Genomic DNA, 19,828 nt, shown 5'->3' with positions numbered 1-19,828 from the left:
GAATATGGTACGCGCAAAACTTAAATTCCGGCTGCATCGCGCGGTGATAGTTCTGATCTGTCTCGCACTCCTCGTCGCCCTTATGCAGGGCGCTTCGTGGTTTAGCCAGAACAGTCAGAAGCAGCGCAATCCGCAGCTGGAAGAACTGGCCCGCACGCTCGCCCAGCAGGTCACGCTGAACCTGGCGCCGCTGATGCACAGCGAAACGCCCGACGAAAAGCGAATTAGCCAGCTGCTGGACCAGCTTACCCATAAAAGCCGGATCCTCGACGCCGGCGTGTATGACGAACAGGGTGACCTGGTGGCGCGTTCCGGCGAAAGCGTCGAGGTACGCGATCGGCTGGCGCTGGACGGGAAAAAAGCGGGCGGCTACTTCAACCAGCAAATCGTTGAGCCTGTTCAGGGTAAAAACGGGCCGCTCGGCTACCTGCGCCTGACGCTGGATACCCACACGTTAGCCACCGAAGCGCAGCAGGTCGATAATACCACCAATATCCTGCGTCTGATGCTGCTGCTATCTCTGGCTATCGGCGTCGTCCTGACGCGCACCCTGCTGCAGGGAAAACGTACCCGCTGGCAGCAATCGCCTTTCCTGCTTACCGCCAATAAGCCGGTGCAGGATGAAGATAAAGATGAATCAGAATAAGGAAATCGCTATGCCCACGCTGCGCCTGCTGCTCTCTGACTCTTACGACCCCTGGTTCAATCTGGCGGTTGAGGAGTCCATTTTTCGCCAGATGCCCGCAACTCAACGGGTGCTGTTTCTGTGGCGCAACGCCGATACGGTGGTCATTGGCCGCGCACAAAACCCGTGGAAAGAGTGCAACACCCGACGTATGGAAGAAGACAACGTGCGCCTGGCGCGTCGCAGCAGCGGCGGCGGCGCGGTATTCCACGATCTGGGCAATACCTGCTTTACCTTTATGGCCGGAAAGCCAGAGTACGATAAAACCGTTTCCACGAATATCGTCCTGACGGCGCTGAATTCGCTGGGCGTCACGGCGGAAGCCTCAGGCCGTAACGATCTGGTCGTAAAAACCGCTGAAGGCGACCGAAAAGTCTCCGGCTCCGCCTATCGCGAAACGATGGATCGCGGCTTTCACCACGGAACGCTGCTGCTGAACGCCGATTTAAGCCGTCTGGCCAACTACCTCAATCCCGATAAGAAAAAGCTGCAGGCTAAAGGCATTACCTCCGTACGCGGGCGCGTAGCCAATCTGGTCGAGCTGCTGCCGGGCATTACCCATCAGCAGGTCTGCGAGGCGATCCAGGAGGCGTTTTTCGCCCATTACGGTGAACGCGTCACTGCAGAAGTGATCTCTCCGGAGAAAATGCCGGACCTGCCGAATTTTGCCGCGACCTTTGCTCGCCAGAGCAGCTGGGAGTGGAACTTTGGCCAGGCACCGGCTTTCAGCCATCTGCTGGACGAACGTTTTACCTGGGGCGGCGTAGAGCTCCATTTCGACGTCGAAAAAGGCCATATCACGCGCACTCAGGTCTTTACCGACAGCCTTAACCCGGCACCGCTGGAAGCGCTTGCCGCCCGACTGCAGGGCTGCCTGTACCGCTCGGATATGCTGCAGCAGGAGTGCGAGGCTTTATTCGTTGATTTCCCGGAGCAGGAGAAAGAGCTGCGTGAGCTGTCGGCGTGGATTGCCGGCGCGGTACGCTAACGTGCGGTCAGATCACGTCGCCCCGCCCCTCTCCCATAGGGAGAGGGAGGAAGAGATGATTACTCTTTATCGCCCAGCAGAACGGATTCCAGCGCGATTTTGATCATATCGTTGAAGGTCGTCTGGCGTTCAGCAGCCGTGGTCTGCTCGTGGGTACGGATGTGGTCAGATACGGTGCAGATGGTCAGCGCTTTCGCACCGAATTCCGCCGCGACGCCGTAGATCCCGGCCGCTTCCATTTCCACGCCCAGAATGCCGTATTTTTCCATTACGTCGAACATCTCACCGCCGTCCGGCGCATAAAACAGATCAGCAGAGAAGATGTTGCCCACGCGAGCGTCAACGCCCAGCGCTTTTGCCGCGTCAACCGCGTTACGCACCATGCCAAAGTCGGCAATCGCCGCAAAGTCGTGGTCTTTGAAACGCATACGGTTAACTTTAGAGTCGGTGCAGGCGCCCATGCCGATAACCACGTCGCGCAGCTTAACGTCCATACGCACCGCGCCGCAGGAGCCTACGCGAATGATTTTTTTGACGCCGAAGTCGGTGATCAGCTCTTTTGCATAAATGGAGCAGGAGGGGATACCCATACCGTGACCCATAACGGAGATTTTGCGGCCTTTATAGGTACCGGTGAAGCCCAGCATACCGCGGACGTTGTTTACTTCACGGATATCTTCAAGGAAAGTTTCGGCAATGTGCTTCGCGCGCAGCGGGTCGCCAGGCATCAGCACAACGTCAGCGAAATCGCCCATCTCTGCGTTAATGTGTGGAGTAGCCATCGTTAAATCCTTCTGAATGTTATACCTGATGGCGGCTACGCCTAATCAGGCTGACAAAAAAGGCCCGGTGAGCGTGACTCACCGGGCAAAAAATCACAGCATGTTTTTGCCGTATTCCATCGGAGACGTACCGAAGTACGTTGCCAGAGTCTGGCCGATATCGGCGAAGGTTTCGCGGTGACCCAGCGAACCCGGCTTCACTTTCGGGCCATAAATCAGTACCGGAATATGTTCGCGGGTATGGTCAGTACCGGTCCAGGTCGGGTCGCAGCCGTGGTCAGCGGTCAGGATCAGAATGTCATCTTCCCCTACCAGTTCCATCAGCTCCGGCAGACGGCGATCGAACAGCTCCAGACCCGCAGCATAGCCAGCAACATCTCGGCGGTGGCCCCAGGAAGAGTCGAAGTCCACGAAGTTGGTGAAGACGATGGTTTCGTCCCCCGCTTCTTTCATCTCTTTAATGGTGGCGTCAAACAGCGCATCCAGACCGGTCGCCTTCACTTTTTTAGTAATGCCGCAGTTGGCATAGATGTCGGCGATTTTACCGACCGAAACCACCTGCCCTTTTTTCTCGTCAACCAGCTTCTGTAGCACCGTCGGTGCCGGCGGCTCAACGGCCAGATCGTGGCGGTTACCGGTGCGCTGGAAGTGACCGGCTTTGTCGCCGATAAACGGACGCGCAATAACGCGGCCGATGTTATAGCCGCCTTCGGTCAGCTCTTCACGCGCGATTTCGCACAGTTCGTACAGCTTATCGAGACCAAAGGTCTCTTCATGGCAGGCAATCTGGAACACCGAGTCAGCAGAGGTATAGAAAATCGGCTTGCCGGTTTTCATATGCTCTTCGCCCAGTTGATCGAGGATAACGGTACCGGAAGAGTGGCAGTTGCCGAGGTAGCCCGGCAGATTTGCGCGCTTAACCAGTTTATCAAGCAGCTCCTGCGGGAAGCTGTTTTCATGCTCAGGGAAGTAGCCCCAGTCAAACAGAACCGGCACGCCGGCGATTTCCCAGTGGCCTGACGGGGTGTCTTTGCCGGAAGAGAGCTCATGCGCCCATGCGTAAGCGCCGATAACTTCCGCGTTGCCGTCCATACCGGCTGCAACTTTACCGGTAGAACCTTCATGGGCCTTAACCAGCCCCAGGCGGGTCAGATTAGGCAAATTGAGCGGACCTTTACGGCCGTTGTCAGCCTCGCCTTTGGCACAAGCTTCTGCAATATGGCCCATGGTGTCTGAACCGACGTCGCCAAAGCGTTCAGCGTCTTCAGTCGCACCGATGCCGAATGAGTCCAGCACCATAATAAATGCACGTTTCATATTATTCTCCGTACCTTTTGCGCTGCAAAAAAGCGATCAGATCAGTATATAACTATTCGGTGATACGACGATAGACTGTCGGCGTAATTTCAGGCGCTTTATCGTCAAGTTTTATGGCCGCTTTCACTGCTTTGGCCGCTTCCTGCCAACTGTTCTCATCTTTCGCATGGATAACCGCCAGCGGCTGCTGCGTATCAATGCGCGCGCCGAGGGGAACCATGTCGGTGAAGCCGACGCTGTAATCAATTAGATCTGCAGCCTGACGGCGACCGCCGCCCATAGAGACCACCGCCATGCCCAGCGCGCGAGTGTCCATTTCGGCAACAAATCCTTCGCCTTCGGCGTAGACCGCTTTGCTTAGCATCGCGCCCGGCAGGTATTTATCGTAGTTTTCCACGAAATCGCCAGGGCCTTTTTGCGCCGCCACCATCCGGCCAAAGACTTCTGCGGCTTTACCGTTATCAAGCACCGCCTGAAGCTTAGCCCGCGCATCGGCATCGTTCTCCGCCAGCTTGCCGGAAATCAGCATCTCAACGCAGAGCGCCATCGTCACCTCAAGCAGCCGCGGATTGCGGTACTCGCCGGTGAGGAACTGCACGGCTTCCCGCACTTCCACCGCATTACCGGCGCTGGAAGCCAGCACCTGGTTCATATCGGTCAACAGGGCTGTCGTCCGCACGCCGGCGCCATTAGCAACGCCGACGATCGCTTCGGCCAGCGCGGCGGAAAGCTCATAAGTGGGCATAAAGGCGCCGCTGCCGACTTTGACATCCATCACCAGCGCGTCCAGCCCTTCCGCCAGCTTCTTGGCGAGAATCGAGGCGGTGATCAGCGGGATAGAGTCCACCGTCGCGGTGATATCACGCGTGGCGTAAAAACGTTTGTCCGCCGGTGCCAGAGAGCTGGTCTGCCCGATAATCGCGACGCCGACATCTTTAATGATTTCACGGAAGCGGCTATCGTCCGGGAAGATATCGAAACCGGGGATCGCTTCCAGCTTGTCCAGCGTACCGCCGGTATGACCGAGTCCGCGCCCGGAGATCATCGGTACATAGCCGCCGCAGGCAGCGACCATCGGCCCCAGCATCAGGGAAGTCACATCGCCTACGCCGCCGGTAGAGTGTTTATCGACAATCGGGCCGTTAAGATTAAGGCTCTTCCAGTCGAGGACGGTTCCTGAATCCCGCATCGCCATGGTCAGCGAAACGCGTTCCGGCATAGACATATCGTGGAAAAAAATGGTCATCGCCAGCGCGGCGATCTGCCCTTCAGAGATGGTGTTATCGCGGATACCGTTAATGAAAAAACGAATTTCTTCATCGCTCAGCGCATGACCATCACGTTTTTTACGAATAATTTCTTGTGCGAGAAACAAGATTACCTCCCGAGGAAAGAGTCAAAGACCAACCTCAGGCCGGACGACATCCGGCCTTAAGGTCAGACAAATTACGTATTAGTAGCTGCTGGCGCTCTTACCATCGCCGTGACCCAACGCTTTCAGCAGGCTTGCCAGCAGGCTGGAAGCGCCGAAGCGATAGTGGCGAGAATCGGCCCAGTCGGCCCCGAACAGCTCATCAGCAATGGCGAGGAACTTTTGCGCGTCTTCCGCGCTGCGCACGCCGCCTGCCGGTTTGAAGCCCACGCTCTGCTGAACACCCATATCGCGGATGACTTCCAGCATAATGCGCGCGCTTTCCGGGGTCGCATTCACCGGAACTTTACCGGTCGACGTTTTGATAAAATCAGCGCCGGCTTTGATGGAAATTTCAGATGCTTTACGAATCAGCGCTTCTTCTTTCAGCTCGCCGGTTTCGATAATGACTTTCAGCAGCACGTTTGCTGCCGCGCAGGCTTCTTTACAGGCTTTGACCAGGTCAAAACCCACCTGTTCGTTGCCCGCAATCAGCGCGCGATAAGGGAACACGACGTCGACTTCATCCGCGCCGTAGGCAATCGCCGCGCGGGTTTCCGCCAGCGCAATATCGATATCATCGTTACCGTGCGGGAAGTTGGTCACCGTCGCAATGCGGATATCCGGGGTTCCCTGTTCGTTCAGCGTTTTGCGCGCGATCGGGATAAAGCGCGGGTAGATACACACTGCGGCGGTATTCCCTACCGGTGTTTTGGCCTGATGACACAACGCGATCACTTTCTCATTAGTGTCGTCATCATTCAGGGTGGTCAGGTCCATCAGTTTCAACGCGCGCAGGCTGCTTGCAGTTAAATCAGTCATTTCATACTCCGACGGCGTATTGCCGGTTAAAAGTTTGTTCACCTTGCGAGTCTGTTACTATTGTAACATTGCCTCGCCGCCACACTTCGATATACATCACAGTTAATGAAAACTAATTGCCAATTTGCATTACTGTGACGTGATATAAATCACACTAAATAGCCAAGCCCGGGCTTCATGAGCGTACAGCACTTTATAAGCATAAACAGCAATCTCCGGCCCGATGGAATGTTATTATTATAACATATCCGAACGCGATAACTCGATATCAGCAGGGTCATTTTGTGCGAACAACGGCGAAAAAGAGCACTAACGATGGAAAAACAGAGCGTTGCAGGATGATGGAATTTTAACAATTGTGGTAAAAATACCGGCGGCAGCGCCGCCGCCGGTATTTTCTCGCTGAAGCACGCGTTATAGCGCGAGGAAGACGCCTGCGATGGTGGCGCTCATCAGATTTGAGAGCGTACCCGCCGCCACCGCCCGCATGCCCAGCTGTGCGATTTCCTGGCGGCGATTGGGCGCCATACCGCCTAAACCGCCAATCAGAATGGCAATGGATGACAGGTTGGCAAAACCGCAAAGGGCAAAGGAGATAATGGCCTTAGTGTGGGTTGAAATGACCTGCAAACCTGCGGCAGCCACCTCGGCGTCGGCTTTCAGATATTCGCCGAAATTCATATAGGCTACAAACTCATTGATGATCAGCTTCTGGCCGATAAATGAGCCGGCCACGGTGGCTTCACTCCATGGAACGCCAATCACCCACGCCAGCGGCGAGAAGACCCAGCCGAGAATCATTTGCAGCGACAGATCCGGGTAGTTAAACCAGCCGCCCACGCCGGAGAGGATCCCGTTAACCAGCGCAATCAGCGCGATAAACGCCAGCAGCATCGCGCCAACGTTAAGCGCCAGCTGCATCCCCGAAGCTGCCCCGGATGCGGCAGCATCCAGTACGTTTGCCGGCGCTTCCGGATCAGCGTCATTTTTTTCCAGCGCCGGGCTATCTTGCGGCTGCTCGGTTTCCGGCACGATAATTTTCGCAAACAGCAGGCCGCCCGGTGCCGCCATAAATGAAGCGGCAATCAGATATTCCAACGGTACGCCCATCTGGGCATAACCGGCCAGAACGGAGCCTGCGACCGAAGCCAGGCCCCCGCACATCACCGCAAATAGCTCAGAGCGCGTCATGGTGGCGATGTAAGGACGCACGACCAGCGGCGCTTCGGGTCTGGCCAACAAAAATATTCGCCGTGGCAGAGAGCGATTCCGTGCGCGAGGTTTTCAGTACCGCGCGCAGCGCCCCGCCGAGTATGCGGATCACAAACTGCATAATGCCCAGGTAATAAAGCACGGCGATCAGCGATGAGAAGAAGACAATGACCGGCAGGACGCGCAGGGCAAAAACAAACCCGCCGCCGCCGAAGACCTCAAACATCTTGTCGGAAACCAGACCGCCGAAAATAAAGCCGATCCCTTCATTGCCGTAAGCAATCACGTTGGCAACGCCGTTAGACATGGCCAGCAGCGCCGTGCGCCCGGCCGGCACGTAGAGAATTAACGCGCCGATCCCCACCTGGATAATCCAGGCGCCGAGGACGGTGCGCAGGTTGATGGCTTTTCGATTACTGGAGAGGAGCACTGCGATGGCTAACAGCACCACCATGCCGATAAGTCCCATGATAATTTGCATACAGAATCCCTGTGTATTGATAGTTCAGCGTAAAACCCCGCGATTATAACGGCATGGAACCATCACGCTCATCACAGCTCACACATTTTAGGCAAAACAATGAGATAAAAAGGCAGGAATGAGACACAAGTCACTCAATAAAAGGTTATAAAATAGCAAAAACCTCTTTTGTATTACAAAACATGGTATTAGCTATCTCTTCAGCAGGCTCAGAGCGTAGCTCACATAAGGCGGTGAAGACGCGAGCCGCTTGCTCAGGCCTGTTCGGCTGCCCCTGGAAACCGTTTAACGGCATATCCGGCGCATCGGTCTCCAGTAACAGCGCAGAAAGTGGCAGCTGCGCCATCACATCGCGGGTCTTGCTGGCGCGCGGGTAGGTAATGGTACCGCCAACGCCGATTTTATAGCCCAGCTGGACAAAACGTTCGGCTTGCTGAAGACTACCGGCAAAACCATGCACCACGCCGGTACGCGGTAAAGCGTGCTTTTTTAGCAGCATCGCCAGCTTGTCATGAGTGCGTCTGGAGTGGAGGATGACCGGCAAGTCGTAGCGTTTCGCCAGACGCAACTGCGCCTCCAGGAGAGAAATCTGGCGCTCGAACTGCGGATCTTCGCGATAGAGATCGAGGCCAATTTCCCCAACCGCGATCAGCTTAGCATCGCGTTTCGCCAGGCAGGCTTCAAGCCGCACCAGACTCTCTTCTTCATGCCGCTCAATTACTATCGGATGAAGCCCCAGGGCCGCGTAGAGCGGAGCATACTGCGCCGCAAGCCCTAATACGCGGGCAAAGTTATCCGCTTCCGTCGCCGGTACGATGATTTGCCTCACGCCAGCCTGAGCCGCTCGGGCAATACTGGCAGTTTCGTCGCCGGTGAAAGGAGGGAAATCGAAGTGACAGTGGGTATCAACAAATCGCAAGGTCACGCGAGGTCCTCATTATCAAAGCTGGCATCATTGGCCTGCTCAGCCGCGATGACCGGAACCTGAGGGATCTCGTTGGCCACGGGCGCCGGCGGGATAACCACCGTTTTCGGTACCGCAATGCGTGGCGCATGACGCAGCAAAGGAGGCCTGTCGGCCAGCAGTTTACCGACCGTAGCGAGGAAATAGCGCCCGCACTGGCGCCCGGTTTTGTAGTCTTCCAGTAAAGCAGGAAGACGGCTGCCTAACGCCATACTTTTCAACGGCTTCTGTGGATATATTTCCAGAATTCTCAGCTTACCCGGCGGCTTCTCAATGAACTCTTGCGTGGAGCGATAGGTGGTTTCGTGGTGCTGTACCAGATTCACAAACGGCTGCAGGCTACTTTCGCCAAGCCAGCGCTCCATCCGTTTAAACCACTGCGGGGTGTAGTACATCTGCGAAGGCACGGTGCGGATCACTACGATTGTTTGCGCGCCCCGACGGGCGGCCTCCTGCACCGGGATCGCATCGCTGACGCCGCCGTCCAGATAGCTCACCCCATCCAGCATAACGCCGCTGCGGTAAAAACCGGGAATCGCGCTGGAGGCGCGAATCAGATCGAGCCAGGTTTGCTGGGTAGGGGAAAAGTAGTTGGGCGTATAATCATCGCCGCGGCAGGCGCACATCCAGAACTCTTTACCCTGAGCAAAACGGTCTTCAGCATAGGCCATCGCCAGCGGCATTTTTTTGGCGGTGCTGTCGACCAGCCAGTCGAGATCGATGAGGTTGCCTCCGCGGACAAAACGCATCGGGTCGAAAAACTCGCGGGCGGTGGTGTAGCGGGTGATCACCTTGCGGGCATAGCCAGGCTGGTTGCACAGATAGGCCGAGAGATTTTGCGCCCCGGCAGAGGTACCAAACAGCATATCGAACGGGTTAAATCCCGCGCGCATAAATTCGTCCAGCACCCCGGCGGTAAAAATGCCCCTCTGTCCCCCACCTTCGCACACCAGCGCAAGCCTGCCCGGCTGGAAGGGTTTAACAGATAACGGCGTAATGTTGCCCAACGTCACGGGAATTCGCTGCCCCACCCTGCTTTCCTGTCTGGCTTATTATAAAAACAAAGGTAACGCAATTTTTAACGCCCTGAAACAGAGAAAGCCAGTCTCATTGACTGGCTTTATGTAAGACGGTATTTCACTGATTAACGTCTAGGGACGTCGACGGCCGGTGAACAGGCTGACCAGGAACAGAATAATACCGACAACAAAGACAATTTTAGCAGCCCAGGCAGCGGTACCTGCCAGGCCACCAAAACCCAGAGCGGCGGCAATTAAAGCGATCACCAGAAAAATAATGCCCCATCTAAACATACGTCTCTCCTTACCATAGTTAATGACGGTCGATTTTCTGCGCACTCAGGCCGCGCATACACAACCCTGTGGTGCTACACATCCTGCGGAAAGACCGCAGAATAAATTCTTTTAATGAATGGATTTATTTAACGCTAAGATCGTTCTTCACGCTTTTGACGCCGGAAACGGCTTTAGCAATGCCTTCCGCACGTTCCGACTGCTTGCTGGACTCGACCGTGCCGGATAAATGTACAACGCCATCGGTGGTCTCAACTTTCACGTTACGCGACGGGACGATATCGTCAGCCAGTAATTTAGCTTTGATCTCGCTGGTCACCGCGGTATCGCCCGCGTAGCCCTTCAGCGACGCTGATTTTTCGTTCTGCACGCTAAGCTTGTCGTTTACCGAGCTCACGCCTTCAACGGCTTTAGCTACGCTAAGCGCTTGTTTATGCTGCTCTGAACTATCAACTGTACCGCTTAACGTGACGACTTTATTTTCCGTTTTCACCGAGATATCGGTGCTGCGAATATCCTTATGATCGATCAGCGCCGCTTTCACCCTGGCGGTGATGGTGCTGTCGTCCATAAAGTTTCCGACTTTGTTCATCGAATTATCAACGGCTTGACCGGCATTGCTGGCTGCAGATTTTGCGCTGTCTACGGTCGAGTTTTCTGCATACGCCGAAGCGCTGATTATTGCTGAGCCCAGGAAGAGGGCCAGGAGTGTCTTGCCGCTCTTAAGTCTTGTCATCGTCGTTCCTCGTTATATCTAAGCAGGTAAAGCAAAATAAGTAGTCTATTAAGCCAGGATTCCAAAAATTACTTATTAAATGTAGTAGATACACGGAAGAGTGCGGCATGAACGGGTAAAAAAGCAGGCAAAACGGTAAGAATTAAGAACTTTCCAGATAGGGGCTTCTGAAAGAAAAACGACGTGGAGCGCGGCGAAAACCGCGCTCCGGAGAGGATTAGTGCTCGCGAGTTTTACGGAACTGGACGTCAGGATAACGCTCCTGCGTCAGGTTCAGGTTAACCATGGTCGGGGCGATGTAGGTCAGATTATCGCCGCCATCGAGCGCCAGCTGAATTTCGTTCTTACGCTTAAACTCTTCGAATTTCTTCGCGTCGCTGCATTCCACCCAGCGGGCGGTGGCGACGTTGACCGACTCGTAGATCGCCTCAACGTTGTATTCGCTCTTCAGGCGAGCGACGACGACGTCAAACTGCAGTACCCCCACCGCGCCGACGATCAGATCGTTATTGGCGATCGGACGGAACACCTGCACCGCGCCTTCTTCAGAAAGCTGAACCAGACCCTTCAGCAGCTGTTTCTGCTTGAGCGGATCTTTCAGGCGAATGCGGCGGAACAGTTCCGGGGCGAAGTTCGGGATACCGGTGAACTTCATCATTTCACCCTGGGTGAAGGTATCGCCAATCTGGATGGTGCCGTGGTTATGCAGACCCAGGATATCGCCCGGATACGCTTCTTCCACATGCGAACGGTCGCCGGCCATGAAGGTCAGCGCGTCGGAGATCACCACATCCTTGCCGATACGCACCTGGCGCATCTTCATGCCCTTCTCGTACTTACCGGAAACCACGCGCATAAAGGCCACGCGGTCGCGGTGTTTCGGGTCCATGTTGGCCTGAATTTTAAAGACAAAGCCGGTGAACTTCTCTTCCGAGGCTTCCACGGTGCGGGTATCGGTTTTACGCGGCATCGGCGCAGGCGCCCACTCCACTAAACCGTCCAGCATATGGTCAACGCCGAAGTTACCCAGCGCGGTTCCGAAGAATACCGGCGTAATTTCGCCCGCCAGGAACAGATCTTTATCGAATTCGTTAGACGCGCCCTGCACCAGCTCCAGCTCGTCGCGCAGCTGCTGCGCCAGGTCTTCACCCACCGCCGCGTCCAGATCCGGGTTATTTAACCCTTTAACGATGCGCACTTCCTGGATAGTGTGACCTTTACCGGTCTGGTAGAGATAGGTTTCATCTTTATAGAGGTGGTAAACGCCCTTGAACAGCTTGCCGCAGCCAATGGGCCAGGTGATCGGCGCGCAGCCGATTTTCAGCTCGTTTTCCACTTCATCCAGCAGCTCCATCGGGTCGCGGATGTCACGGTCAAGTTTGTTCATAAACGTCAGGATCGGCGTATCGCGCAGACGGGTGACTTCCATCAGCTTACGGGTACGATCCTCAACGCCTTTCGCGGCATCAATAACCATCAGACAGCAGTCCACCGCCGTCAGCGTACGATAGGTATCTTCGGAGAAGTCTTCGTGCCCCGGAGTATCCAGCAGATTGACCAGACAGTCGTGATACGGGAACTGCATTACGGAAGTGGTAATGGAGATACCGCGCTGCTTTTCCATTTCCATCCAGTCAGACTTCGCATGCTGACTGGAGCCGCGGCCTTTTACCGTACCGGCGGTCTGAATAGCCTGTCCGAATAACAGCACCTTTTCAGTAATGGTCGTTTTACCGGCATCCGGGTGAGAAATAATGGCAAAAGTGCGGCGCTTGGCCACCTCCTGCAAATAAGGAGACAACGTCATAATTCAATCTTCTTAGTAAACGCGGCAATGCGCCGCGCATGTTGAATACGAAAAAATTGCGGCTATTTTACCCATCAATGGGGGGGAGGCAATCAGTGTTTACACAGGAGTTGCTCCAGTTCGCTTAAAGAGGTGACCGTCCAGTCCGCGCGGAGGTCGGCGGGCAACTCGCGTTGATGAGGGTTAAACCAGCAGGTGGCCAGGCCGGCATTCACGCCGCCGCGAATATCAGATTCCGCCGTATCACCCACCATCAGCACCCGTGCACGATCGGGGTTGCCCGCCTGCGCCAGGGCATAATCAAAGATGCGCGCATCCGGTTTAGCGACCCCAACCTCTTCGGAAATAATCAGTAAATCAAAATGATCGCGTAACCCGGTACGTTCAAGACGCGTCTGCTGTAGCGAGGTAAAACCGTTGGTGATGATGCCCATTTTCACCTTACCCTGCAACGAATCCAGCAGCGACACCGCGCCCGGCAGCGGCGAGCAGATCTCCGCCATCGCGTTCATAAACGCGGCGTTCAGCTCACCAGGAGGGACGTTCAGGCGCTCCGCCCAACCGTCAAAGCGCTGATGCTGCAGCTGAAGAGAAGTGATAGCGCCGTTCTGATAATCCACCCACAGCGGCTTATTCACGGCCTGGTAGTCCTGAAAATCCTCTGCGGAAAAGGTCACGCTATAGTCGAGAAACATCCGCTGTAGGCCGCTAAACGAGTCAAACGTAAATAACGTTTCATCGGCATCAAAGAAAATCCAGTCCCACTTCATCGTATCACCTTGTCTTACATACTGATTGGCAGTGCCATAATAATGGCGTCCTCACGTCCGTCGACCGTGGGGTAATAGTTGCGGCGAATCGTCGCCTCGTTAAAGCCTAAGCTTTCATAGAGCGCGATGGCGGCGACGTTAGACGCGCGCACCTCCAGCCACAGCGTGACGACGCCGCGTTTTTCTATTTCATCAATCACCTGCTCCAGCAGCGCTCTGCCCAGACCGCGACGCTGAAAAGCGGGATCGACGGCGATATTAAACAGCGTCGCCTCGTCGAGCACGATTTGCGTAATAGCAAAGGCCGCCATCTCCCCGTCTACGGACAGCTGAAGATTCAAATAGCGATCGCCCTGATTGCTGGCAAACGTCTGCTCGCTCCAGGGGAAAGCGTGGGCGCGCGTTTCAATTTGCCAGGCCCGAGGCAAATCAGCCGCGTTGAGGGTAGAAATCGTGTTCATGTGAGCAGATCTGTTGCCAGAGCGCCATGCGAGCAGGCGTACTGGTCTGAAGTTCATCGAAAGCGGGCGTGGATAGCTGCGCGCCCGCCAGCATCAGCGGCGTGTCCGTACCCAGCCGCCAGCTATTACAGCGTGCGTCCTGAGGCAACATCGCCACGCGCTCAGGCGTCAACTGCATTACCTGCTCCGGCGTCAGGGACAGCGTGCGCAGAATATCGCGGATAAGCGGTTCGGTCAGCGATGGCGGTTCTTCCGCCACCATCACCAGACGAATGTGTCCAGGAAGCGAGATAGCGATTTCACCCTGTAACGCCCCAGGACGACGCAGCGACCACTGGGTAATACCCAGCTGCTGTAATTGCCAGTCTCGTCGGGATGTCATAGCGAAACACTCCTGTTAATTAAGCGCGCAATATAGCAAATACGTCGTATTTGCGCCAACAAACTACGCGGCGGCCGGAGCGCATCCCGCCGCCAACAAAGAGGCAGGCTGAAAGATAACGTGTATAATCGGCGCCAGTCTTAATGAAGGAGTGTTTCATGTCCGCTTTTACCCCGGCAAGTGAAGTCTTGCTGCGCCACAGTGATGATTTCGAGTCCGCCCGCGTTCTGTTTGCCGGTGACCTGCAGGATGACCTGCCCGCTCGTCTGGATACGGCTGCCAGCCGCGCCCATACCCAGCAGTTTCACCACTGGCAGGTACTGAGCCGCCAGATGGCTGAAAACGCCCGTTTTAGCCTGGTCGCGGAAGCCAGCGATGTTGCCGATTGCGATACGCTGATCTACTACTGGCCAAAAAACAAACCCGAAGCTCAGTTTCAGCTGATGAATCTGCTTTCCCTGCTGCCGGTCGGTATTGATATTTTCGTGGTTGGCGAAAACCGCAGCGGCGTGCGCAGCGCCGAGCAGATGCTGGCGGAATATGCGCCGCTGACTAAAGTCGACAGCGCGCGCCGCTGTGGTCTCTATCACGGTCGTCTGGAAAAACAGCCGGCCTTCGATCCCGAGCAGTTCTGGGGCGAGTATCCGCTGGAAAATCTGACGATTAAAACGCTGCCGGGCGTCTTCAGCCGCGATGGCCTGGATATTGGTAGCCAGCTGCTTCTTTCAACCCTGACGCCGCACACCAAAGGTAAAGTATTGGACGTCGGCTGCGGCGCTGGCGTGCTGGCAACCGTGCTGGCCAGCCACTCGCCTAAAGTCCGCTTATCCTTATGCGACGTCAGCGCCCCGGCAGTTGAAGCCAGCCGCGCCACGCTCGCCGCTAACGGTATCGAAGGGGAAGTATTCGCCAGCAATGTATTTTCCGAAGTGAACGGCCGCTTCGATATGATTATCTCCAATCCGCCTTTCCACGATGGTCTGCAGACCAGCCTGGAAGCCGCTCAGACCCTGATTCGCGGCGCCGTTCGGCATTTGAACAGCGGCGGAGAGCTACGCATCGTCGCCAACGCCTTCTTGCCCTATCCGAATGTGCTGGATGAGATCTTCGGCTTCCATGAAGTGATTGCCCAGACGGGCCGCTTTAAGGTTTACCGGACGGTGATGACGCGTCAGGCCAGGAAATAGTCCCGCGTTTTTTCGGCGACAGCAGACGCTCGTCGCCGAACTTTACCCTCTCAGTCGCCCATTTTTGCAACAATCAATCCAACTGATACAATTAACTATTGACGAATAGCTGAAAACCACTAGAATGCGCCTCCGTGGTAACGATACTTTTATAGTGTCGATGGTATGCGAAGGTGGCGGAATTGGTAGACGCGCTAGCTTCAGGTGTTAGTGTCCTTACGGACGTGGGGGTTCAAGTCCCCCCCCTCGCACCATAATCCACGTTGATATTGCTCGCACTGGGCGAAGGTGGCGGAATTGGTAGACGCGCTAGCTTCAGGTGTTAGTGTTCTTACGGACGTGGGGGTTCAAGTCCCCCCCCTCGCACCAACGAGGCGATATCAAAAATTAAGAATACTGTGCGAAGGTGGCGGAATTGGTAGACGCGCTAGCTTCAGGTGTTAGTGTCCTTACGGACGTGGGGGTTCAAGTCCCCCCCCTCGCACCAATATTCTTACCCTTCTGCTTTATCCCATCAGCCTCAAATTCAGCAATATCAGCATTATTCCACCGATCAGCGCCACGCATGATGGCAGCAAAACAAAATGCCGTAGCTGCCGGTGCCAAATCATCATCGCTGACATCAGCATTCCCAAAGTGACCAATCCACGCCAGGCATCTACCGACAAATCGGCAAACCCGAGGGCGGCAAGCAATACGCCAGGGATCAACACGCCCCATCCACTCCCTAAAGTTCGCTGCAACATGATTTCGCCCCTCACAACGATAATGATAACCAATACCATATGATAATTTTTATCATTTGTCATCCAGGGAAAATAGCGCATCCTTATTCTTTACGTTTGCGGTAATGACATACATTCATGAAGGTGATAAATTAAACAAAATAATTTATATATTAAATTGTCTGATTATTTCGTAAAAACCTTATTTTACGCACTGTTTTTTATTATTCATTCCAACCTCACATCACTTTGAATTTTAACGATTAATAATGACAACTCCGACATGACTGCACAATCCTGGCGATCCCATTACGAACAGAAATATCAGTATTCCTTACGGCTATTTTTACTGCTTAATTTGGTTTCATCCTTTTTATCTCTGGTCAGCCCGCTCTTTACCGTCATTACATTTACCCCACCTTGCTTTTTGATCGTGGCCTGCAGCGCGGTTCTGCTGCTATGGCACTGGAAATTCGCCCAGCACAAAATAAATATTCCGCTTATTTCACTGATATTTGGTCTGCTGTGGGCATGGCATGTAGCCCTAAAAGCAATGGTGATGGGCCCTCCACATTTTAACTACCTGGTCATCGCGTTATTAAGCGTGTTATTTATCGGCACCATTGCTTTTTCCAGCAATATCATTGCCTTTACGTTGCACTCGTTACCCACCTACGTGACCTGCCTGTTCCTCGGCGGAGGCGAACAGTGGTTGCGCATGTCCTGGTGCTTTGTGTTGCCGATTGCAGGGATCGCCCTGCAAAGCCTGATGCAAAAACGCAGCGATGTTTTCACCCAGGGCCTCATGGATAAACTGTTGAAAGAACGTAATACCCTTAACGATCTCAGCATGTTGGATCCTCTCACCGGCTTGTATAACCGGCGGGGCTTACAAAATCGTCTGGACACCATTCTTTCTTTGGATAGTAGCGAGCATTACGTCCTGCTGCTGGATATTGATCATTTCAAAGCCTATAACGACCACTATGGGCATATGATGGGCGACCAGGCCTTAATTCAGGTCTCCGCGGCCATTCGTAACGCCGTTCGCTCGCGCGATATTGTGGCCCGCTTTGGCGGCGAAGAGTTTATGGTGCTATTGACCAGCAGTAGTGCGGAAAACGCCCTTCAGGCCGCGGAGCGAATCAGGCAGCGGGTCTACGATCTGAAAATCCCGCATATGTTCAATGAAAGCGTCGCGACCAATGTCACCATTAGTATCGGCATGACGCCGCTCGTAGATGCCGATATCGAGAGCGCCCTGAAACGAGCGGATAACGCGCTCTATGAAGCCAAAAATATGGGACGAAACATTATTCTCGCCAGCTAGCCCCTGTATCGCGCAGCGGGTGTCATCAGGCGGACAAATCGCTTGCCAAGCTGGCGTCCCGGCATTAACATCGAAAATCATTATCATTTAGATTTGTATCTGGCGCGCAATGGCTTACCGTTCACTTGCATTCAATAATGACCTCATCTGGCGGGCCCCGCTGCCTTCGGCTGAGCGCGAACTGGCGAATGCATTACATGACAAGATCGCTGCGCTACGTCCCCATCTGCTTGATTTTCTGCGACTAAATGAAGAAGCCCCCCATCATGCGCTGACGCTTACAGAGTGGTCGCAGCCCGCAATGCTAAGTTCCCTGTTGGCGACCTGGTCCGACCATATTTATCGTAACCAGCCGGGGAAACCCCGTGAGCAGAAACCGCTGCTTTCTCTGTGGGCACAGTGGTACATCGGTTTGCTGGTTCCGCCATTAATGCTGGCGCTGTTGAGTGAAGAGCGCGCCCTTAGCCTGGCGCCGGAGCATTTTCGCGTCGAGTTTCACGAAACCGGCCGTGCGGCCCGTTTCTGGATTGAGGTACATTCGGCGGGCGCCTCGCCGGAACAATCTGCGCAATCAAGGATGGAAAAGCTGATCGCTACGGCACTCCAACCTGTCGTTCAGGCGCTTGAAGCCACGGGTGATATCAATGGCAAACTTATCTGGAGCAATACGGGTTACCTGATCAACTGGTATCTGGGTGAAATGAAAACCCTGCTCGGAGATGAAAAAATTGCCGCTCTGCGTCAGCACTGCTTCTTCGAAAAACAGTTTTCTGATGGCCAGGATAATCCGCTCTGGCGTACGGTCGTTTTGCGGGAAGGGCAGCTCGTCCGTCGAACCTGCTGCCAGCGCTATCGCCTGCCGGATGTTCAGCAGTGCGGGGACTGCACGTTGAAATAAACAATTGTTAAAAACGGGCGGCTATTTTAGCCGCCCGTTTTTTTATGCCGTTTGTTGACTCTCTTCCGCCATGCGCTGTGCCTCTTCGGCCTCCTGCGCCAGCAGCTGTTTCTCATACACCTTGAAGAACGGGAAGTAGATAATCGCGGAAACGCAGGCGAGAACGACGACCAGAATCGCCGCCCGGAAATCCCATCCCAGCGCCCACGCGCCGCCGATCGGCGCCGGAGCCGTCCACGGAACAACCGAAATCACCCGGCCGATAAGATCCAGCTTCATTGCCGCCCACGCCAGTACGGCGTTAACCATCGGCGCCAGCAGAAAGGGAATAAAGAACACCGGGTTCATCACGATAGGTGTGCCAAAGATAACCGGTTCGTTGATGTTGAAAAGGCTTGGCACCACGCTAAGACGACCAATTGAACGCAGATGCGCCGAGCGGCTACGCAAATAGCAGAATACTAACCCCATCGTCGCCCCGGAACCGCCAATCACAATGAAGAATGTCCAGAACGCCTCCATAAAAATATGCGGCAGCGGAGCCCCCTGAGCCAGAGCCTGCTGGTTCATTCCAAGGTTAGTCAGCCAGAACATCTGCAGCATACCGGAAACAATAGCGGCGCCGTGGATCCCCGCAAACCATAGCAGGTGCCCCACCAGTACCGCCAATAAAATCGCCGGCAGCGAATCCGCTGCGGAAACCAGCGGTTTAAAAATAGCCATAATGGCCTGAGGGATCAGCATATCGAAATGATGCTGGATAAGCAGACTCAAAGGATAAAGCGTCAGGACGACCACCAGTACCGGGATCAACAGATCAAAAGAGTTTTTGATCATCGGCGGCACCTGATCCGGCAGGCGAATACCAATATTATGTGCTTTAAGAAAGCGCATCATCTCAACGCAGTAAACGGCAACCAGAATCGCGGTAAAAATCCCCGTTCCGCCCAGGCTATCTACCGGCAGGTTACCGTTCGTTTTTGGCGCCGCCACCAGCAGGAAGGCCATAATCGACAGCATGGCGCACATGAAGGGATCGAGCTGATTGCTTTTTTCGTAATGCTTTCCGAGGTTATAGGCGATCGCGGCGCAGATGTAGATAGACATGATGCCCATCGTCATATCGAACGGCGTCAGAATACGCCCTTCAAACTCTTTTGCCAGATCCAGCCAGGCGCGAGCAAATCCCCAGGTGGTATCCGGCGAAAACGGCGGGTAAGCAAATACCAGAAGAAATGAACCAACAATCATAAACGGCATCGCGGAGATGAAACCATCACGAATAGCCATCACGTGACGCTGGGACGAGATGCGTCCGGCGACAGGGCTGATGTAATTCTCTACAAAGCGAAATATCAGATTAAATGCAGCATGGTTAGCAGACATGGCAGCCCTCCTGACAGGCTAGATGAACAGGCCCAACAACGATTATTTTGCCGTTGTGATGAATGCGCTTCTGCGAAGAACCCATCCGTTTGGATAAGCTACCGCCTCTACAGCTCAAGACTTTTCGATTCATCCACGGCTCTTTTGTTATAGGTGAAGCAGGGAAGTTAC

General features: G+C 54.6%; 19 protein-coding genes, 3 tRNA genes and 1 pseudogene. 8 read left to right on the top strand and 15 right to left on the bottom strand.

Annotated features, from left to right (window positions below; all coding sequences use genetic code 11):
- The first annotated feature begins 4 nt into the window (after window positions 1-4).
- Window positions 5-646, top strand: a complete 642-nt coding sequence (locus K2184_RS18800; protein WP_004108456.1) for a YtjB family periplasmic protein — start codon at window positions 5-7, stop codon at window positions 644-646.
- 10 nt (window positions 647-656) lie between these two features.
- Window positions 657-1,673, top strand: a complete 1,017-nt coding sequence (lplA, locus tag K2184_RS18795; protein WP_163524586.1) for a lipoate--protein ligase LplA — start codon at window positions 657-659, stop codon at window positions 1,671-1,673.
- Window positions 1,674-1,732: 59 nt separating this feature from the next.
- On the opposite strand, the gene deoD is transcribed toward lplA, so the two are convergent.
- From deoD to K2184_RS18730, 13 genes and pseudogenes are all read right to left on the bottom strand, one after another.
- Entirely contained in the window at window positions 1,733-2,455 is a 723-nt protein-coding gene (gene deoD / locus K2184_RS18790) for a purine-nucleoside phosphorylase (RefSeq protein WP_004108460.1), read from the bottom strand.
- 93 nt (window positions 2,456-2,548) lie between these two features.
- Window positions 2,549-3,772, bottom strand: a complete 1,224-nt coding sequence (deoB, locus tag K2184_RS18785; protein ID WP_004108462.1) for a phosphopentomutase — start codon at window positions 3,770-3,772, stop codon at window positions 2,549-2,551.
- Between the two features lie 52 nt (window positions 3,773-3,824).
- Window positions 3,825-5,147 (bottom strand): thymidine phosphorylase, encoded by a 1,323-nt coding sequence (gene deoA, locus K2184_RS18780; RefSeq protein ID WP_004108464.1) that lies wholly within the window; start codon window positions 5,145-5,147, stop codon window positions 3,825-3,827.
- A gap of 78 nt (window positions 5,148-5,225) precedes the next feature.
- Window positions 5,226-6,005 (bottom strand): deoxyribose-phosphate aldolase, encoded by a 780-nt coding sequence (gene deoC, locus K2184_RS18775; protein WP_004098396.1) that lies wholly within the window; start codon window positions 6,003-6,005, stop codon window positions 5,226-5,228.
- A 414-nt stretch (window positions 6,006-6,419) separates the two neighbouring features.
- A pseudogene (locus tag K2184_RS18770) lies at window positions 6,420-7,698 on the bottom strand (NupC/NupG family nucleoside CNT transporter).
- Window positions 7,699-7,843: 145 nt separating this feature from the next.
- Entirely contained in the window at window positions 7,844-8,623 is a 780-nt protein-coding gene (locus tag K2184_RS18765; protein ID WP_049128451.1) for a metal-dependent hydrolase, read from the bottom strand.
- Window positions 8,620-9,693, bottom strand: a complete 1,074-nt coding sequence (locus K2184_RS18760; RefSeq protein ID WP_004108471.1) for a patatin-like phospholipase family protein — start codon at window positions 9,691-9,693, stop codon at window positions 8,620-8,622. Before K2184_RS18760 ends, K2184_RS18765 begins: the two co-directional genes overlap by 4 nt.
- 120 nt (window positions 9,694-9,813) lie before the next feature.
- Window positions 9,814-9,975, bottom strand: a complete 162-nt coding sequence (locus K2184_RS18755; protein WP_003856556.1) for a DUF1328 domain-containing protein — start codon at window positions 9,973-9,975, stop codon at window positions 9,814-9,816.
- A gap of 124 nt (window positions 9,976-10,099) precedes the next feature.
- Entirely contained in the window at window positions 10,100-10,711 is a 612-nt protein-coding gene (osmY, locus tag K2184_RS18750) for a molecular chaperone OsmY (protein ID WP_004108473.1), read from the bottom strand.
- A gap of 217 nt (window positions 10,712-10,928) precedes the next feature.
- Window positions 10,929-12,518, bottom strand: a complete 1,590-nt coding sequence (gene prfC, locus K2184_RS18745; RefSeq protein ID WP_004108474.1) for a peptide chain release factor 3 — start codon at window positions 12,516-12,518, stop codon at window positions 10,929-10,931.
- A 92-nt stretch (window positions 12,519-12,610) separates the two neighbouring features.
- Complete coding sequence (yjjG, locus tag K2184_RS18740) at window positions 12,611-13,288, bottom strand: pyrimidine 5'-nucleotidase (protein ID WP_023320295.1); 678 nt, start codon at window positions 13,286-13,288, stop codon at window positions 12,611-12,613.
- A gap of 14 nt (window positions 13,289-13,302) precedes the next feature.
- Window positions 13,303-13,749, bottom strand: coding sequence for a ribosomal protein S18-alanine N-acetyltransferase (gene rimI / locus K2184_RS18735; RefSeq protein WP_004110373.1), 447 nt, complete (start codon window positions 13,747-13,749; stop codon window positions 13,303-13,305).
- Window positions 13,718-14,131: a DNA polymerase III subunit psi gene (locus tag K2184_RS18730; protein WP_017145042.1), complete on the bottom strand. Its 414-nt coding sequence runs from the start codon at window positions 14,129-14,131 to the stop codon at window positions 13,718-13,720. The genes rimI and K2184_RS18730 overlap by 32 nt, the downstream gene beginning before the upstream one ends.
- A 158-nt stretch (window positions 14,132-14,289) precedes the next feature.
- Here K2184_RS18730 and rsmC point away from each other — a divergent pair, with 158 nt between their 5' ends.
- From rsmC to K2184_RS18710, 4 genes are all read left to right on the top strand, one after another.
- Window positions 14,290-15,318: a 16S rRNA (guanine(1207)-N(2))-methyltransferase RsmC gene (rsmC, locus tag K2184_RS18725; protein WP_023320294.1), complete on the top strand. Its 1,029-nt coding sequence runs from the start codon at window positions 14,290-14,292 to the stop codon at window positions 15,316-15,318.
- A gap of 167 nt (window positions 15,319-15,485) precedes the next feature.
- Window positions 15,486-15,572, top strand: a tRNA-Leu gene (locus tag K2184_RS18720).
- A 28-nt stretch (window positions 15,573-15,600) separates the two neighbouring features.
- A tRNA-Leu gene (locus K2184_RS18715) sits at window positions 15,601-15,687 on the top strand.
- A gap of 31 nt (window positions 15,688-15,718) precedes the next feature.
- Window positions 15,719-15,805: transfer RNA gene (locus K2184_RS18710), tRNA-Leu, on the top strand.
- Between the two features lie 19 nt (window positions 15,806-15,824).
- On the opposite strand, the gene K2184_RS18705 is transcribed toward K2184_RS18710, so the two are convergent.
- Window positions 15,825-16,064 carry a DUF1435 domain-containing protein gene (locus tag K2184_RS18705; RefSeq protein ID WP_004108478.1) on the bottom strand — a complete coding sequence of 80 codons (240 nt, stop codon included), beginning with the start codon at window positions 16,062-16,064 and terminating at the stop codon, window positions 15,825-15,827.
- 262 nt (window positions 16,065-16,326) lie between these two features.
- Between K2184_RS18705 and K2184_RS18700 the strand changes: the two genes are divergently transcribed.
- Together K2184_RS18700 and fhuF are read left to right on the top strand one after the other, a co-directional pair.
- A complete protein-coding gene (locus K2184_RS18700) occupies window positions 16,327-17,373 on the top strand; it encodes a GGDEF domain-containing protein (protein WP_004108479.1) in 1,047 nt (348 codons plus the stop codon).
- Between the two features lie 109 nt (window positions 17,374-17,482).
- A complete protein-coding gene (gene fhuF, locus K2184_RS18695; protein WP_004108480.1) occupies window positions 17,483-18,271 on the top strand; it encodes a siderophore-iron reductase FhuF in 789 nt (262 codons plus the stop codon).
- 42 nt (window positions 18,272-18,313) lie between these two features.
- Here fhuF and K2184_RS18690 read toward each other — a convergent pair whose 3' ends face one another.
- Window positions 18,314-19,657, bottom strand: coding sequence for a PTS cellobiose transporter subunit IIC (locus K2184_RS18690; protein ID WP_004108481.1), 1,344 nt, complete (start codon window positions 19,655-19,657; stop codon window positions 18,314-18,316).
- Window positions 19,658-19,828 lie beyond the last annotated feature (171 nt).

Origin of the sequence: Klebsiella sp. K5-306 (genome assembly GCF_051835185.1) — a bacterium.
Taxonomy (GTDB): domain Bacteria; phylum Pseudomonadota; class Gammaproteobacteria; order Enterobacterales; family Enterobacteriaceae; genus Klebsiella; species Klebsiella oxytoca.
The sequence above is the reverse complement of the archived record's forward strand: the minus strand, read 5'-3'. Positions and strand labels throughout refer to the sequence as shown.